Here is a 15,550-nt window from a genome sequence, read left to right as displayed (position 1 = left end):
TGTCCGACGTAGTCGGACTGCACGTTCAACCTTGTCCTCGAAACCTTTTTGAATGATGAGGATGGAATTGAGAGCAATCGGGCTGTTTGCTGCTGATGTTAGCAGTTAATCAGTCGCCCAGGAGTGCCAGCCAAGCCAAAACGGGCCTGTAGCTCAGTTGGTTAGAGCGCACCCCTGATAAGGGTGAGGTCGGTAGTTCGAATCTACCCAGGCCCACCATCTTTGCCGCAAGTTCGCAGTATGGGGCTGTAGCTCAGTTGGGAGAGCACCTGCTTTGCAAGCAGGGGGTCAACGGTTCGATCCCGTTCAGCTCCACCATCTCATAGCATTCACTGTAACTGGTTGGATACTTCGCCAATGTGAAGTATCGACCCGGATACAGGCTGGTATCGCTTATCAAGTTTAGCGATATCGGCGGTTTCCAAGCCCTAGGGCTCAAGCATTTCTACATTGAAATGTTCTGGATCTTTGACAACGAAATTGATTGGGTAATACAAGGCCGAGCACATTTTGGCTCGCCGGGATAAGTACTCGCAAGAGTGCAAGTCTGCGGCGACTAGGAAAGTGTTCAAATGTAAGAAGAGTGTCTTTAAGGAGAAGGGTTCTGATCGCGCAAGTGGTCAGGATCGATCTCAAGGCGAAAAATCAAGATTAACTTTGATCAGGACTGAAGTGATTCAGCACCCTGCGCTGGAGTTAATTCTATGGTCAAGCTACTAAGGGCGCACGGTGGATGCCTTGGCAGAGACAGGCGAAGAAGGACGTGGCAAGCTGCGATAAGCTTCGGGAAGCCGCACACAGGCGTTATATCCGAAGATCTCCGAATGGGGAAACCCTCCTGAGCAAACCTCAGGAACGGCCCGCTGAATACATAGGCGGGTACGAGCGAACCCAGGGAAGTGAACCATCTCAGTACCTGGAGGAAAAGAAAGAAACCTCGATTCCGAAAGTAGTGGCGAGCGAAATCGGAATAGCCCAAACCTGAAGTATTTCGGTACTTTGGGGGTTGTAGGGTCTGCAACAGTAGAGTTACCAATCTGGTGGTTAGTCAAATCCTCTGGAAAGTGGATCCATAGAGCGTGACAGACGCGTAGACGAAAATCATCCAGACTCGAAGCAGATACCTGAGTAAGGCGGGGCACGTGAAACCCTGCTTGAATCCACGGGGACCATCCCGTAAGGCTAAATACTCGTCTCTGACCGATAGTGAACCAGTACCGTGAGGGAAAGGTGAAAAGCACCCCGTCGAGGGGAGTACAAAGTACCTGAAACCGTGTGCCTACAAGCAGTGGGAGGACTATGCCCGCAAGGGAATGTCTGACCGCGTGCCTATTGCATAATGAGCCGGCTAGTTATTCTTGTCAGCAAGGTTAAGCGTAAGCGAGCCGAAGCGAAAGCGAGTCTGAACAGGGCGTTCAGTTGGCAGGAATAGACGCGAAGCGGGATGATCTACCCATGGCCAGGTTGAAGATGGGGTAACACCCATTGGAGGACCGAACCGGTGTTTGTTGAAAAAAGCTCGGATGAGCTGTGGGTAGGGGTGAAAGGCTAATCAAATTCCGTGATAGCTCGTTCTCTCCGAAATAGCTTTAGGGCTAGCCTCGGATGATTTGCGCTGGTGGTAGAGATATGGATGGACTAGGGGGCTTTCCGGCTTACTGAATCCAACCAAACTACGAATGCCAGCGACAACCAGTCCGGGAGTCAGACAGTGGGGGCTAAGCTTCATTGTCGAGAGGGAAACAGCCCAGATCGCCTGCTAAGGTCCCAAAGTTACAGTTAAGTGGGAAAGGAAGTCGGAACGCTCAGACAGCCAGGAGGTTGGCTTAGAAGCAGCCATCCTTTAAAGAAAGCGTAATAGCTCACTGGTCAAGCGGTCCGGTGCCGACAATACAACGGGGCTAAAACTGTACACCGAAGCAGCGAATGCACACCTTTTAGGTGTGCGTGGTAGGAGAGCATTCTCAACCGCGGCGAAGCCAGACCGAGAGGACTGGTGGAGCGTTGAGAAGAGACCCTGCCGGCATAAGTAGCGATAACGGAGGTGAGAACCCTCCGCGCCGAAAGTCTAAGGTTTCCTGAGGAAGGTTAATCCGCTCAGGGTTAGGCGGTCCCTAAGACGAGGCCGAAAGGCGTAGTTGATGGACATCCGGTTAATATTCCGGACCTCCCAATGTTCGTTTGACGATGGGGTGACGCAGAAGGATAATCATGCCGCTCTATGGCTATAGCGGTCGATATGCGTAAGGTGGAGTCGATAGGCAAATCCGTCGATTCTTAACACTGAGGCATAAAGCAGTCCCGAACGGGGCTAGGATGATGATTCCACGCTGCCAAGAAAATCCTCTAAGGAGAACAAAGGGAACCGTACCCCAAACCGACACAGGTAGACGAGGAGAATATCCACAGGCGCTCGAGTGAAAGCTCGTTAAGGAACTCGGCAAATTAGATCCGTAACTTCGGGAGAAGGATCGCCCTCCGTAAGGAGGGTCGCAGTGAAGCGCGTACGGCGACTGTTTAACAAAAACACAGGTCTCTGCTAAGTCGAAAACGACGTATAGGGGCTGACGCCTGCCCGGTGCCGGAAGGTTAAAAGGAGAGGTTAGCGCAAGCGAAGCTTTGAATTGAAGCCCCGGTGAACGGCGGCCGTAACTATAACGGTCCTAAGGTAGCGAAATTCCTTGTCGGGTAAGTTCCGACCTGCACGAATGGCGTAACGATCGTACGACTGTCTTAACGAGTTGCTCGGCGAATTTGTAGTACCGGTGAAGATGCCGGTTACCCGCAGCTAGACGGAAAGACCCCGTGCACCTTTACTACAACTTAACTATGGGTTATGACTCTTACTGCGCAGGATAGGTGGGAGGCTTTGATATCAGGTTCTTGGACTTGATGGAGCCAACGGTGAGATACCACCCTGTGAGTGTTGTGATCCTAACCTCCTCCCGTGATCCGGGAGAGGGACATAGTTAGGCGGGTAGTTTGACTGGGGCGGTCGCCTCCCAAAATGTAACGGAGGCGCGCGAAGCTACTCTCAGACTGTTTGGAAATCAGTCGTCGAGTGCAAAAGCATAAGAGTGGTTAACTGTGAGACCTACAAGTCGAGCAGGTGCGAAAGCAGGCTTTAGTGATCCGGTGGTTCTGTATGGAAGGGCCATCGCTCAACGGATAAAAGGTACGCCGGGGATAACAGGCTGATCGAAGCCAAGAGTTCATATCGACGCTTCGGTTTGGCACCTCGATGTCGGCTCATCGCATCCTGGAGCTGTAGAAGGTTCCAAGGGTTAGGCTGTTCGCCTATTAAAGCGGTACGTGAGCTGGGTTCAGAACGTCGCGAGACAGTTCGGTCCCTATCTGCTGTGGGCGTAGGAAATTTGAGGAGGGCTGTCCTTAGTACGAGAGGACCGGGATGGACGAACCTCTTGTGTTCCAGTTGTCTTGCCAAAGGCACGGCTGGGTAGCGAAGTTCGGTTGTGATAACCGCTGAATGCATATAAGCGGGAAGCACGCTCCAAGATGAGATTTCCCTGAAGGGCCCAGGAAGACCACCTGGTTGATAGGCTGGAGGTGGAAGTGCAGTAATGCATGTAGCTTACCAGTACTAATCGCCCGTTCGGCTTGTCCATAGAATTAACTCCGCGCAGTAATTCTGCCCAGAATTTAGATTCTGGTGCAGAGCGCACCTTGAGTTTCTTCTTATGTGACATTCTTCTTAATAAGTCCTTGTATTACCCGATCAATTTCGTTTGAATCAATTTTTGGCGCCAGATTGCTTTTTGCACCTGGGCTCGCGATGTGAAGAAACTGTCGTATGCGAGCTACCCAGTGTGCCTGGCTGCGGGCTACCACCCGCCAAGCGCCATCAAGTTTGCCGGCGGCAATACCGCGAGGGATCACCCGTTCCCATCCCGAACACGGAAGTTAAGCCTCGTTGGGCCGATGGTACTGCACGGGTAACTGTGTGGGAGATTAGGTTACTGCCGGCATTATCCTTAACATGAAAGGCCAGTCCATTGCGGACTGGCCTTTTGTGCGTTTAAAGATATTCTTATACTCTCAAATACGGTTATTGCGGAGGTATTCGCATTGTCGCTCTTGCATAAGAAGCACCTTTTTCTGCCCCTCTTGCTTCTATCCGTATCGATTCTCAACTGTCGATCTGCGTATGGATGGGGGCATAGTTCAGCGGAAGTGCTTTTGGTTTATAACGCAGATAGTCCCATTTCCACTGCGATTGCCAGGGACTATTCCAGCAGGCGCGGAGTTACAAAGATCGTTCGTATCCAATGTGCTGATTCAGCCGTGAACACAGCCAATGAGACGATTTCGTTTGCCGACTACAAGAGCCGGATTGCAGGGCCGGTGAGCATCTTCCTGGCGAAGCATAAAGAGATTAACTTTATCGTTCTAACCAAAGGTGTTCCGATCCGGATTGATGGGGGCGATACCGGTTCTAGGGATGAGCAATCGACAGGAAATCTGCATCCTTCTGTCGACAGCTATCTGGCCGCGATTGATTATCCGATCATCCAGGGTGCGGTAAAGATCAGCATTCATGGATCTGGCGCATCGGGATTTGGATGGCTGAATCGCTATTGGAAGGCTACGGAGCCTTTCACCCATGCCGCTTTTGGCGGCTATCTTGTAACTCGCCTCGATGGTTATACGCAAGCGGATGCCGAGGCTCTGGTGAGCCGAGCGATTGCGGCGGAGAAGAGTCCCGTCCCCGGAGAAGTTCTGTTCGATGTTCAGCCTATCTTCAAATTCACGACAGATGAGGTTACGAGCCAGCCGTTGACGATTACCGGCAATATTCCTGACGAGTCCGATTATGGTTCCTGGAATGCGGACATGGTGAAAGCGGCAGGTTTGCTCAAATCGGCGCAAATCCCTTACGAGTTGGATACGAGTGAGACTTTCGTCGGCGGCAGATCCAAGCTGCTCGGGTATTTTTCCTGGGGGAGCAATGATCCGAAGTTCACAAATGAAGCTTACCGATCTCTCCAGTTTGCACCCGGGGCCATTGCCGATACCGCAGTATCCACCAGTGCGCGAACGTTTTTGCCGACTACGGGCGGCCAGTCTCTCATTACAGAATTGATCGCAAACGGAATCACAGGCGTGAAGGGTTATTCGGATGAACCTCTGCTGCAGGCCATTGCTTCGCCTTCGATCACTATGCAGCGGTACACCTCTGGATTCACTTTGGCCGAGAGCTTCTATGCTGCATCACGATTTGTCGGTTGGGAAGATATTGTCATTGGCGATCCGCTTTGCCAGGCTCCCGCCTCTCTACGCATCGCTCCTAAATAGAAAACACTTCTCCTTGACAATCTAGGAGAGCCAATATTACGCTTCCCTAGACGATCTAAGCTTAGACCGTCTAGGAGAGATGGAGCTTGGATAAGCAATTGGAGCTTTTGCAGGGTACGCTGGACCTGCTTATTTTGAAGGCTGTTTCGCTGGGACCTTTGCATGGTTATGGAGTTTTGCTGAGGATTCAGCAGATTTCGGGACAGGCGCTGGTGATCCAGCAGGGGTCGCTTTATCCCGCGCTTTACAGGCTTGAGCACCAGGGAGTGATCGCCAGTGAGTGGGGTGAGAGCGACAACAACCGCAAGGCCAAGTTCTATGAGCTCACCACGGCTGGGCGATTGCGCCTGGAAGACGAGACCCAAAAATGGAATCGTATGGCGGGGATTATGGGCATCATTCTGACGGCTACTCCGCAGACGATTGAGGCGGAGATATGAAGCGCCTGTATCTGCTTCTTGTCCGGATGGTGGCTGCTCCTCGCTCCTGGTTTCGGGCTACGGCGCATCGTGACCGCCTTGAAGCGGAGATGGAGTATGAGCTTGCGGACCATCTTGAGCGGCTTACTGCTGATTTAATTCGTGCAGGTTACTCGGTTCGCGAGGCCAATCGCCGGGCGCAGATCGCGCTGGGCTCAACGGTTGTTCATAAGGATGCTATGCGTGCTTCTTTGGGTTTGCGTCTATGGGATGAGCTTTCTGCCGATCTGATGTATGCCTTTCGCCGGTTGCGCCGCAGTGTGGGATTTACTTTAGTCGCGGCTATTTCTCTGGCACTGGCTATCGGTGCGAATACGACCATTTTTTCTTTTGCCAAGCAGATGCTCTATGAGCGGCTCGCGGTTCCGGATGCTGCGGAATTGCGTTTACTTGCGTGGACAGGAACTGAGAAGCACGTGGCTGTCCATCACATCTGGGGCGACTACGACCCGCTTGCCAATGGCCAGGTTACCAGTTCTGCGTTCTCTTATCCGGCATATATGCAATTGCGCGCTCAGAATCGTGGCGGCAATGGCGTGATGCAGGATCTTTTCGCGTTCAAGGAAACGGGGATGAACGCGACAGTCGCGGGCAACGCACAGCCGGTGCAGACAGAGATCGTGTCAGGGAATTACTACAGCGTACTGGGTATAAGGCCGGTTTTGGGACGGATAATTCTGCCTTCAGATGATGTATCTGCCGGACAGGGGCCGGTTGCTGTGATCAGTTATGGCTTGTGGGAGCGTGAATTTGGCCGTTCGCCACGGGCGCTCGGACAGGGAATCAAGCTGAACGACATGTCGTTTACGATCATTGGGGTCAATCCAAAGAGCTTTACCGGAGCGAAGAGTACGCAGCAGTCGCCGGATGTTTTTGTTCCCATAAGCATGCAGCCACTGATTTCGCCGCATGGTGCCGGATCGTTGTTGACTGACAACAATGAATGGTGGGTCAACGTGATGGGTCGCATCCGGCCGGGTATATCCGATATTGCGGCGCAGACCGTATTGGATGGCCAGTTGGGAGCGGTTACACGGGCTACGATTACGGTTCGCCCCAAGGAAGATGTGCCGCGGATGGATCTTCGCGACGGCAGCCATGGTTTGTTTGCACAACAGAAGATGTTTGCCAAACCGATGGCGGTGTTGCTTACGATGGTGGGCTTCGTTCTTCTGTTGGCGTGCGCCAATATCGCCAATTTGATGCTGGCGCGCGGTACACAGCGGCAGCGGGAGATGTCCGTTCGGCTGGCGCTGGGCGCGGGCCGCAAGAGAATTGTTCGGCAGATGCTGGTAGAGAGTCTGGTACTGGCTGGGCTGGGTGGAGTTGGAGGAGTAATCTTCGGCTTCATCGGCAGCAGTCTCGCTCCCAAGTTGACGGAGAATGCCTGGGAACGCAGTGACTTTCACGTTCATTTCGATTGGATGGTCTTAGGGTTTACGGCTGGGATCACGATTCTGACCGGAGTTCTTTTTGGCCTGGCTCCTGCGTGGGCGGCATCGAGGGCCGGGGTTGGCAGTGGGCTGAAGGAATCTTCACAATCGGTAACACGGCGGCGCAAGGGGTGGGGCGGCAAATCTCTGGTGGGATTCCAGGTTGCCCTCTCGACGTTGCTGGTGATCGGGGCTGGTTTGTTTCTGCGTACGCTGGCTAGTTTGAATGCAGTGGATGTTGGATTCCGGACGGATCATTTGCTGCTGACCGAGATCAGCCCGCCACCGAAGATTTATCCGGCTGGCAAGGATATTGCTCTGCATACTCGATTGCTTGAGGCTTTCGCGGCTACTCCGGGTGTGGATGCGGTATCTCCGGCGTGGGTGCCGTATATTTCCGACGATATTTCGCGGACCGATTTTAAGCTGGAGGGCGTAACGTACGAGGACGACGCTGAGGATATGAACGTTGTTGGCAGCAACTTCTTCTCCATGCTGCGGATTCCAGTATATGCCGGGCGTAGTTTTGGGCTGCAGGATACAGCGACGTCGACAAAGGTGGGCATTATCAATGCCAGCCTGGCAAAGAAGCGCTTTCCAAATCAGAATCCGATTGGGCGTAAATTCTCTGTCGGTGGACACAATAGCGATGGAGTTGGCGGCAAGGTGACTGAGGAATGGATCATCATCATCGGAGTGTGCGGAGATACTCGGTATGCAAGCCTGCGAGCTGTGCCGCCACCGCAGTTCTTTTTGCCGTTTAGCCAGCAGACGGACGCGGGCGGGGCGGTGACGTATGAAGTTCAGACGCGGATGAGTCCTGAGGCGATAGTGCCGTTGTTGCGCAAGGTAGTACAGAGGCAGGATACGGATTTGCCGCTGATCAACGTGCGTACGCAGCGGCAGCAGATCGATTCCACGACGCAGCAGGAGCGCATTTTTGTGGCGATGACTTCGAGCTTTGGAATGTTGGCGCTGGCGCTGGCTTCTGTGGGGATTTATGGGGTGATGGCGTATTCGGTGGCTAACCGGACGAATGAAATTGGGATTCGCCTGGCGCTGGGTGCGCAGCCGAGGCAGGTGCTCACGATGATTTTGCGTGAGGCTACGTGGATTTCGCTGGCGGGAGTTGCTGTTGGGCTGATTGCCGCGCTGGCACTGGCGCAGGCGGTGAAGTCGATGCTTTATGGATTGCAGCCCGCTGACCCGGTCAGTTTGATTTCCGGGGCAGCGCTGCTGATCCTGGTGGGGCTGGCAGCTAGCTGGCTCCCGGCGCGGCGGGCTGCTTCCGTGCAGCCGATTGAGGCGCTACGCCACGAATAGCGATACGAATAGCGCCTATGCCTGGCGGTTGGGGCTGGGGATGAAGGATGTGTCCTGAATATCGCCGATGACGGGGAGCGTCGGGATGGAGTGGGTTTCGCGAGCCTCGGCGAGCACGGCTTCGAGATGCTCCAGCACTTCTTCGGTGCTCATGGTGTACATTTCGCGGCTGGCGTCGAATCCCTCTTCGATGACGGCTTTCAGATAATGTCCTGCGAGTTGCGAGGCCAGACCGTCTGTGATGACCTTGCCGGTCTTGCGCTTCTGCTCGACCCAGGCATGGCAGGGGAGTGCAATCCACATCGGCTTATTGTTCACGTCGAAACGGATGTCGACTGCGTCGGCATGACGTGTGGCGATGGCGACGATGTTGGCTTTCCAGCGGCAGTGAAGGTCTTCGCCGGTCCAGCGATCTTTTACGTGGAAGTCTTCGTACATGTTCTCAGCGTAATGGTTGTTGGGGGGTATGAGCAAGTGCCTGGGGTTTCTGGTGGTGGGTTGGGTTGGGTAATTGGCTTTTTGTATAGAAGGGCAACGGCAAGGGCAAAGGCTAGAAGCAGATTCCCTTCGGGAATGACAGCCAGAAAGGCAACTGCAAAAGCAAAAGCAAGGCAACGGCAAGGGCAAAGGCTAGAAGCAGATTCCCTTCGGGAATGACAGCCAGAAAGGCAACTGCAAAAGCAAGGCAACGGCAAGGGCAACGGGGGGAGGGGGGCTATGTAGATAAATGGGCAGGCGTTTGAGGGCTTTCGGGTGGGTGAACCCTGAGTTGACTCGTTTCATCTGCCCATTCTCTTATTGTGCCGGTATTGGTGGAAATTCTGTGCAGGTAGGGCAATCGTCTCGATGCAATGAAATCAATTGAGGCTGGCTGTCTGCGTGGCGGATTTATTCAGGGATTTGTCAAATTGTTTTGCTACGCCTTTTGCGATTGCATCTGCGAGGCCGAGGCTGTCGGAGTCGCTCCGATTACTTTTCTTGATCTGCTTATGGAAGACGTTCTTTTCCTGCGTGTCCTGCAGGCTGACGTCGAAGGTAAGCGAGGTGGTACCGAGAAATAATCCCAACGGTCCTGTCGAGGCGCGAACGGCTCGATTGCCTTTTTTGAAAGCGGTGACAGTGACTCGCAGGGTCAGGGCGGTGCAGCCGGGCCCGGTGGAGAGATCGCCGGTGCGAAAGAATGTGTCGGAGGGGCGTTTCGCTTTGAGCTGCTTGATTAATTGCTCGTAGATCAGTACTCGATACTCGGCTGGTAGTTCTATCTGGCTTTCGGTCAGTGGTTCGACCAGCACCGATCTTGCGTTCGTGTCCAATGCTGAACAGGCTTGTAGGGGATGCGGTTCAGAAATTGGAGTTTTCGGCATGAGCCGGTCGCGAATCTCGGCGGCCTTTTGTTTTGGCACGATGAATACAACGCCGTGATATCCCTCGTGGATGTCGCGAAACTCCACGGTGAGAAGGTCGACCTTTTGATTTGTCATGGCTCCCAGAGCCGATCCACCGCCGTAGGGAATGACTTTGCGGACTATCCTTCCGGTGGTGCCCCAGGGTTCGGTTCGCTCATCTCCGGCGAAGACATTTGAGATTCGGTTCAGCGGGATGGATGAGTGTACTTCGGAGTTGGAAAAAGTGAGTTCCTCGGCTGTGAATGCGAGACTGCCTTTCACGTTGGGCTTGATCTCCGGAAGCCCGGCGACGTGGGTGGCGCTGATGTTATCGATGGTGCCGGGCTGGACCGAGGTCGTCTCTGCGTAAATAGAGGCGATATTCATGGCAAGAATGGCGATGATGATTGGTTTGATACAGGGCATCCTGGTGCTCCTTCAAATATGAGGTCGGGCGATAAGACTGGCTGTTAGACTGAGTGCGTACGCGTACGTATGCATTTCATCTCAAAAGAAATTTATGTGTGATATCAGCCAGCATTGAAATGGTTACAAAAAACATTCTTCAGGCGGGAGTGTCATGCGCTGTAGAGTAAATCCTTATGGAAAAAGTAAAGGCGCCAGAGAAGCTGAATAAGCACCAGGCCAAGACGGAAGCGACACTTCGCTGTGTACTGGACGCTGCCGAGGAGATTTTCGTTCGCGACGGATACGAACGTGCGCAGATCGAGACGATTGCATTGCAGGCGGGCCGGACAAAAGGCGCTATCTATGCTCACTTTCGAAGCAAGGAAGATATCTTCTTTGCGCTGATGGAACGTAAGGGAGCAGAGCGTCGCGATATGTTCCTTCGCTCTGCCGAGGGGGCATCGAGCCAGCGCCAGATGGAGATTATCAAGGAGATCTTTCTCGATGCCCTGGAGGAAGAGAACTGGCCGATTCTACTGCTGGAGTTCAAGCTGTTTGCGCTGCGGAATACGGCATCTTTGCAGCGGGTGCGGGAGCTGCATCAACTGCTCTACGAGAGTTCGGGAAGAAAGCTGTTTCTTCGAATCGGCATTACGGGCAAGAAGAAGCAGGACAAGGCCGAAGTAGGTCTGGCTGTTCTGCGAAGTATGCCCAGCGCGATTGTATTGGAGAGACAGTTCAGCCCGGTGCTGGGCAAGCCGGGGATTACGCGAGAGGTGTTTGAAGGCGTATTCGATTCTCTGCTTGGTGCGAGTGGTAAGCGGGGTACAGCTTCATCGCAAAAAACGGTCAAGCGGTCGAGGCCTGCTTTATCAGGAAGGGCAAGATCAGGGAAGGCAAGATCGGGAAAAGCGGGCAAGGTGAAAAAAGGATAGCGGGCAGACTTGTCGTGATTGGCTCGTGCCCGAGCTGAGATGATGGATCATTTGTGTTCGATTGCGAACACTGGAGTTGCGATTGTGAACAGAGGACCCGTTGTTGCGGAAGCGATCTGGGCGGTAAGTCTTGTGAAATCATGCGGCGCAGGGGAATTGGTTTTGGCGGTTTAAATGCTGTGATGGGGTGAGAATCGGTTCGGGTAGGGGGTCTCATGCCAACGATCGTCAACGACCTGCGTTACGCGCTGCGTCAACTTCGCAAATCACCAGGGTTTACTGCTACGGCTATTTTGTCCTTGGCATTGGGTATTGGCGCGACAACGGCGGTTTTCAGCGTGGTTCATGCGATTTTGATGGACCCTTTTCCGTATGCCAATTCTGATCGGATGATTCACTTGCGGCTGGTGAATGCAGCGGGGCAGGAGCAGGGATTTGGATTGACTGCGGCGCATTGGCAGGAGCTTCGCAAGTCGCCGGTGGTCGAAGATACATTTGCGGCGGGCGGATGGAATCTTACGATTACGGGCAAGGATCTACCTGAGGATGTTTCGGCGGATTATTTTTCTTCGAATGCATTCAACTATTTTGGTGTGCCGGCTGCGTTGGGGCGAGGGATTCTTCCTTCGGATGCGGTCGATGGCCAGGATCCGCAGCCGGTTGCGGTGCTGAGTTACAAGTTCTGGCAGCGTCATTACAGTTCCGATCCGGCTGCGTTGGGGCAGACGCTGCAACTGCTGCACAAGAATTACACGATTGTGGGCGTTGCTGCTCCGCGGTTTATGTGGGATGACGCGGATGTCTATCTGCCGCTGAAGATTACGCAGGACCAGGTGCTGACCTATTACTGCGGGGTTCGGCTCAAGCCGGGAGTTACGCATGAGATGGCCGATGCGGCGCTGCAGCCGTTGATGGAGCAGTTCGCGAAGGAAACGCCGAACCATTTCCCGCACGATAAGTTCCGGATGCGCGTGGTGGGACTCAATGCGGACTTTATCAAGCAGCTTGGCGGGACGCTTTCGCTGCTGTTTTGCGCGGTGGCTTTGCTGCTGGTGATTGGGTGCGGCAATGTATCGATTTTGCTGCTGGCGCGGGGTACGGGGAGGCGGCAGGAGTTCGCTGTTCGATCGGCGATTGGGGCTAGTCGCGGACGCATGATTCGGCAGTTGTTGACGGAGTCGCTGCTGCTGTCTTTGACGGGTGCGGCGCTGGGCGTGGGGCTGGCTTATGTATCGCTGGCGAAGATTGTTGCAGCGCTGCCGCAGTATTCCTTTCCGCATGAGGCGGCTATTCGCATCAATGTGCCGGTGCTGGTTTTCTGCGTTGGCGTGGCGGTGTTTACCGGGGTTCTCTTTGGGCTATGGCCAGCGCTGCAACTTTCGCGGCCTGAGGTTAGCCAGATGATGCAGGGGAGTTCGCGCAAGGTGGCTGGGAGTGTGCACGGGCGACGTACGTTGAATTTGCTGATTGGCGGACAGATTGCTTTGACTCTGCTGATGCTTGCGGGAGCGGGTGCGGCGCTGGAGGGGTTTGTGCGGCTGATGCATACCGATCTTGGATACGACCCGCACAACATTATGTCGGTGGGGATTCCTGTGCATGATGGCACGTATAAGACGTGGGAGGAGCGATCGAATTACTTTGAGCAGCTTCGCGCGAAGGTTGCAACGGTGCCGGGGGTGAGGATTGCGGCGATTTCGACGAATGCGACTCCGCCGGCGAATGGAAATGACACCAAGTTTGAGATTCTGGGCAGGCCGGGCGCGGTGGATCAGAATGGACGTGTCAATTTTGTGAGTCCGGGATATTTTCCGGCGTTGCGGATTCCGATGGCGGAGGGGCGGATCTGGGATGAGACGGAAAATCGCAATGGGCAGGCGGTGATTGTGATCAACCAGACGCTGGCGCGCAAGTATTTTCCCAAGGGAGACGCGCTTGGGCACTCGATCAAGGTGCCGGAGCTGAAGAATCAGCCGCCTTATAACCTGATTGCTCCGGGGGCGGATGGCTGGCTGCGTATTATCGGCATCATTGTGGACAAGCGGGATGATGGGTTGCGCAATCCGATTCTGCCGGAGGCCTTTGTGCCTTATACGCTGGCGATGCATATGTATACGCAGATACTGGTGCGGTCGGATGTTTCTCCGCTGACGCTGCTGCATTCGGTTCGCACGCAGGTGAATGCTGTGGATCACGATCAGCAGACGAATGGCAATGTCCAGGACCTGGAGCACTGGATTATGACTCAGCCGGAGTATGCGCAGGAGCAGTTTATTTCGTGGCTGTTTGGTGCGTTTGCATTACTGGCGCTGGCGCTGGCGGCGGTTGGGCTGTACAGCGTGGTTTCATACTCGGTGGCGCAGCGGACGAATGAGTTTGGGATTCGCATGGCGCTTGGGGCGCAGCGAGGGCATGTGCTGAATATTGTGTTTGCTTCCACGGTGGCGAGTGTCGCGGGTGGGGTTGCGGCGGGTGTGGTGCTGTCTTTGGCGTTGAACAAGGTGGTGGCGCAGTGGGCGGAGGGAAGTTCGCGCGATCCGCTGATGCTGGTTGGGGTGACGCTGGTGTTGACGGCGGTTGCTGCGGTTGCTTGTGCTGTTCCGGCGAGGCGGGCTTCGAAGGTGGATCCTATGACGGCTTTGCGGTATGAGTAGTATCTCTATCGTCGTTGTGCGGTGTAGCCTGCTTCTCGTTCCGCTTGCTGGATAATTGTCGGCGTAAGGTGAACCGCATCAGGCGAAAGCCGAATGAACACACTCAGCAAGTCTGGTGTGGGTGCAATGAGGATTGCTACTCCGCTGATCGGATCAGCATTGCTCTGGAGCCTTGAGTGTGTCCCGAGCCCTTCTGTGAGTGGTGGAGTCTGATATTCCACTCTTTCTTTGTTCAAGTAGGTTAGCTTGTCTTTTGGATAAGGGCCGAACGGAAATTCGCTTCCAGGCTGGAGGCCTTCCGCAATCACAGCCTGAACGAAGTTCTTATAAGCGGGGAACACTCGTGCGATCGTTTTAGCTACCCCGAATCTTCCTGAGGTGTCGCCATTTTCGAATGAAGCCTGGATGGCTGGCCCAGTAAAGCCATTCCAGGATGACGAAAAGAAAATTTCAGAGGTGAGCGGTTGCGGGCTTACATATAGGCTTGCACCGTTTGAGCCATATGTTCCGAAGCAGTGCCAGCCTCGTGGGCCCAGGATGCCGGGACAGGCTGTAGCGGGCTGGTCTTGGTCTGGGCGAATATAGAGGATTGCATACATAAAGCGAGCGCCAGAAAAGCCACGCTACCGATGTCAGGTGGTGAAGGTTTTTTGCGGGTAAAGATATTTTTCCTCTGCATTGTTTCGTCTTTGCTGGAGCTTCATTTGTTTCTTGTTTACTTGCATTTTACAGCGGAGATAGGCGTGGTTTACTGCGTTCGTGGTATGGTCACTGGCTCGCTCTGGGGTCACGAAGAATGGGGGATCTGGTGGACGTGGGACGCCCGGTTGACGACCGCGCTCATGCTGACCCTGATTTATGCTGCCTATTTGATTTTGCGAAGAATGACAGACGGCCCCAGTCGGGCGACGATCTGCGCAGTGCTGGCTATATTCGGCTTTGCCGATATTCCAATTGTTTATATGTCCACTACCTGGTGGAGAATCCAACATCCAGCTCCTGTTTTTGGCGGAGGAGAAGGTTCGGGCATAGCGCATGCCATTCTCGTTCCAACGCCCTGAAACATCTTTGCCTGGGTGGTGTGGGGTGGTTTGATCGTGAGCATCCGGTATGCGGCGGAGTTTCGCACACAGCAGAGATCATATGACGAAGTGCTCGCCTCCATCCAAACACTGTCAACGGAGCAGCTACAACATGCCTAGCCTCTTCCTTGCTGCTTTAATAGTGCCCTTTAACCCCTCAATCGACACACCACTTGGATACAGAAACCTTGTTCTCATCTATATTGTGGTGGGTCTCGTGCAGCTAGCCTATGCAGCATATGCCTTACACAAATGGCGAGTATCAGGGCGACCAAATGCAAAGATGAATTCTGAGTGAGCCTTACGAGAAGGGCTAGGGCAAGGGTGATGGGTAAGGCTAGAAGCAGATTCCCTTCGGGAATGACAGACAGAACTGCAAGGGCAACTGCAAAGGCAAAGACGAAGGCTAGGGCAATGGTTAAGGCTGGAAGTTGTGCTTTGTACTGGCTTGGCTGCTGTTGGATTTTTGTCTGATGGACGCTGGTCTCTGGCCCCTGTTAGACTGGTAGGGTTGTGGTGGCTGTGCCTGTGTTTCATT

Annotated in this window: 9 protein-coding genes, 2 tRNA genes and 2 rRNA genes; 10 read left to right on the top strand and 3 right to left on the bottom strand. The window is 54.0% G+C overall.

Annotation, left to right across the window (positions count from 1 at the left end; genetic code table 11):
- The first annotated feature begins 142 nt into the window (after positions 1-142).
- From OHL19_RS22080 to OHL19_RS22050, 7 genes are all read left to right on the top strand, one after another.
- Positions 143-219, top strand: a tRNA-Ile gene (locus OHL19_RS22080).
- Between the two features lie 23 nt (positions 220-242).
- A tRNA-Ala gene (locus tag OHL19_RS22075) sits at positions 243-318 on the top strand.
- Between the two features lie 388 nt (positions 319-706).
- Positions 707-3,626 (top strand): 23S ribosomal RNA (locus OHL19_RS22070).
- Between the two features lie 244 nt (positions 3,627-3,870).
- A 5S ribosomal RNA gene (gene rrf / locus OHL19_RS22065) occupies positions 3,871-3,986 on the top strand.
- A gap of 211 nt (positions 3,987-4,197) precedes the next feature.
- Positions 4,198-5,313 (top strand): TIGR03790 family protein, encoded by a 1,116-nt coding sequence (locus OHL19_RS22060; protein ID WP_263360010.1) that lies wholly within the window; start codon positions 4,198-4,200, stop codon positions 5,311-5,313.
- A gap of 86 nt (positions 5,314-5,399) precedes the next feature.
- The gene (locus OHL19_RS22055) at positions 5,400-5,753 is read left to right on the top strand and encodes a PadR family transcriptional regulator (protein WP_263360009.1); all 354 of its coding nucleotides are present in this window, start codon (positions 5,400-5,402) and stop codon (positions 5,751-5,753) included.
- Positions 5,750-8,548 (top strand): ABC transporter permease, encoded by a 2,799-nt coding sequence (locus tag OHL19_RS22050; protein WP_263360008.1) that lies wholly within the window; start codon positions 5,750-5,752, stop codon positions 8,546-8,548. The genes OHL19_RS22055 and OHL19_RS22050 overlap by 4 nt, the downstream gene beginning before the upstream one ends.
- 15 nt (positions 8,549-8,563) lie before the next feature.
- Here OHL19_RS22050 and OHL19_RS22045 read toward each other — a convergent pair whose 3' ends face one another.
- Positions 8,564-8,986 carry a hypothetical protein gene (locus OHL19_RS22045; protein ID WP_263360007.1) on the bottom strand — a complete coding sequence of 141 codons (423 nt, stop codon included), beginning with the start codon at positions 8,984-8,986 and terminating at the stop codon, positions 8,564-8,566.
- A 419-nt stretch (positions 8,987-9,405) separates the two neighbouring features.
- Entirely contained in the window at positions 9,406-10,359 is a 954-nt protein-coding gene (locus tag OHL19_RS22040; protein WP_263360006.1) for a DUF4410 domain-containing protein, read from the bottom strand.
- A gap of 176 nt (positions 10,360-10,535) precedes the next feature.
- Between OHL19_RS22040 and OHL19_RS22035 the strand changes: the two genes are divergently transcribed.
- Positions 10,536-11,276 (top strand): TetR/AcrR family transcriptional regulator, encoded by a 741-nt coding sequence (locus OHL19_RS22035; protein WP_263360005.1) that lies wholly within the window; start codon positions 10,536-10,538, stop codon positions 11,274-11,276.
- A gap of 215 nt (positions 11,277-11,491) precedes the next feature.
- Positions 11,492-13,930: an ABC transporter permease gene (locus OHL19_RS22030; protein ID WP_263360004.1), complete on the top strand. Its 2,439-nt coding sequence runs from the start codon at positions 11,492-11,494 to the stop codon at positions 13,928-13,930.
- Between the two features lie 5 nt (positions 13,931-13,935).
- Here OHL19_RS22030 and OHL19_RS22025 read toward each other — a convergent pair whose 3' ends face one another.
- Positions 13,936-14,529 carry a hypothetical protein gene (locus OHL19_RS22025; RefSeq protein ID WP_263360003.1) on the bottom strand — a complete coding sequence of 198 codons (594 nt, stop codon included), beginning with the start codon at positions 14,527-14,529 and terminating at the stop codon, positions 13,936-13,938.
- 105 nt (positions 14,530-14,634) lie between these two features.
- On the opposite strand from OHL19_RS22025, the gene OHL19_RS22020 reads away from it, so the two are divergent.
- Positions 14,635-14,991 carry a cytochrome c biogenesis protein gene (locus OHL19_RS22020; protein WP_263360002.1) on the top strand — a complete coding sequence of 119 codons (357 nt, stop codon included), beginning with the start codon at positions 14,635-14,637 and terminating at the stop codon, positions 14,989-14,991.
- Positions 14,992-15,550 lie beyond the last annotated feature (559 nt).

The sequence above is a fragment of the Acidicapsa ligni genome, from assembly GCF_025685655.1.
Taxonomy (GTDB): domain Bacteria; phylum Acidobacteriota; class Terriglobia; order Terriglobales; family Acidobacteriaceae; genus Acidicapsa; species Acidicapsa ligni.
Note: the sequence above shows the minus strand (reverse complement) of the source record. Positions and strands in the feature narration are given on the sequence as shown.

What these genes read in the sequence shown, in the direction of transcription:
- OHL19_RS22050 (WP_263360008.1), top strand. Translation starts at nt 5,750, where the DNA reads ATGAAGCGCCTGTATCTGCTTCTTGTCCGGATGGTGGCTGCTCCTCGC.
- OHL19_RS22045 (WP_263360007.1), bottom strand. Translation starts at nt 8,986, where the DNA reads ATGTACGAAGACTTCCACGTAAAAGATCGCTGGACCGGCGAAGACCTT.
- OHL19_RS22040 (WP_263360006.1), bottom strand. Translation starts at nt 10,359, where the DNA reads ATGCCCTGTATCAAACCAATCATCATCGCCATTCTTGCCATGAATATC.
- OHL19_RS22035 (WP_263360005.1), top strand. Translation starts at nt 10,536, where the DNA reads ATGGAAAAAGTAAAGGCGCCAGAGAAGCTGAATAAGCACCAGGCCAAG.
- OHL19_RS22030 (WP_263360004.1), top strand. Translation starts at nt 11,492, where the DNA reads ATGCCAACGATCGTCAACGACCTGCGTTACGCGCTGCGTCAACTTCGC.
- OHL19_RS22025 (WP_263360003.1), bottom strand. Translation starts at nt 14,529, where the DNA reads ATGTATGCAATCCTCTATATTCGCCCAGACCAAGACCAGCCCGCTACA.